The sequence below is a fragment of the Mycobacterium sp. IDUB_21 genome, from assembly GCF_055419425.1.
In genome coordinates, this window is record NZ_JBVAXQ010000031.1 from 1 (window position 1) to 1378 (window position 1378).

Here is a 1378-nt window from a genome sequence, read left to right on the forward strand (position 1 = left end):
GTGAGCCGTCCCGGTAAGTCCGGAGACTCCCGATCTTGGGAGGATTCGAGTTATGGGACGTGCAAGCAGGTATCCCGCTGAGCTTCGAGAGCGCGCGGTGCGGATGGTGGCCGAGGTCCGCCCGCAGTACCCCTCGGAGTGGGCGGCAATCACCGCGGTGGCCGGCATGTTGGGAATCGGTACTGCGGAGACGCTGCGGACCTGGGTTCGTGGCTCGCAGGTCGATTCCGGTCAGCGACCCGGTGTGACCTCGGCGATGGCCGAGGAGAACAAGGCGTTGCGCCGCGAGATCGCTGAACTGCGCCGCGCCAATGAGATCTTGAAAGCAGCGGCGATTTTCTTCGGGGCCGAGCTCGACCGGCCCGGGAAACGGTGATTCGGTTTATCGCCGAGCACAAGGACTACCAGGTGCCCGGCTCTGATGGTGGGGCCGGGCTTCGCTGGGGTGTCGAGCCCATGTGTGCGGTGCTGTCGGCCAACGGGGTGTCGATCAGCCCGTCGACCTACTACGAGTGGATCAACAAGACCCCGACGCGCCGCCAGGTGCGCGAGGCCGAGCTAGTCGAGATCATCAGCACTCAGCGCAACGACGCCAAGACCGGCAAGTTCGTGCAGACCCTGGGCTCACGCAAGATGTGGATCCGGCTGCGCGGCCAGGGCCACGATGTGGCCCGTTGCACGGTGGAGCGGATCATGCGCGCCCAGGGCTGGGAGGGGGCCCGCTATGGGTCCAAACACAAGACCACGATCAGTGACGACAGCCATGCCCGTTACCCGGATCTGGTCGATCGCCATTTCTGCGCTCCGACGCCAAATCGATTGTGGGTAGCCGACTTTACGTATGTGGCGACCTGGAGCGGTTTTGTCTACGTGGCCTTCGTGATCGATGCGTTCAGCCGTCGCATTCTCGGCTGGAGGGCAGGGAGGTCGATGACCACGCCGCTGGTTCTTGACGCCCTCGAGCACGCATTCTTCACTCGGGCTCAAGAGGGGCACTACGATCTGCGTGGCCTGATTGCGCACAACGACGCCGGCGCCCAGTACACGTCGGTGGCGTTCACGCAGCGGCTCATCGACGAAGGAGTGGACCCCTCGGTCGGGTCGGTCGGCGACGCACTGGACAACGCGCTCGCCGAGACGACCGTCGGTTCGTTCAAGAACGAGCTCATCCATCGACAAGGCCCGTGGCGCGACGTCAGCCAGGTCGAACTCGCCACCGCCGAATGGGTCGACTGGTTCAACACCGAACGTCCCCACGACTACCTCGACGACTTCACCCCCGCAGCCGTCGAAGCGCTTCACTACGATCACAGGCACACCCCACCGAAGGCGGGGTGATTCAAGGAAATCAGTCCCCGGACTTACCGGGACGGCTCAC

1 protein-coding gene is annotated in these 1378 nt (G+C 64.4%); it reads left to right on the forward strand.

Annotated elements, in window-relative coordinates; translation table 11 throughout:
* The first annotated feature begins 52 nt into the window (after nucleotides 1–52).
* A protein-coding gene (locus ACZYY4_RS22985) for an IS3 family transposase (protein ID WP_463812327.1) occupies nucleotides 53–1338 on the forward strand; the annotation gives its coding sequence in 2 pieces (ribosomal slippage) (nucleotides 53–335 and nucleotides 335–1338; 1287 coding nt in all).
* Nucleotides 1339–1378 lie beyond the last annotated feature (40 nt).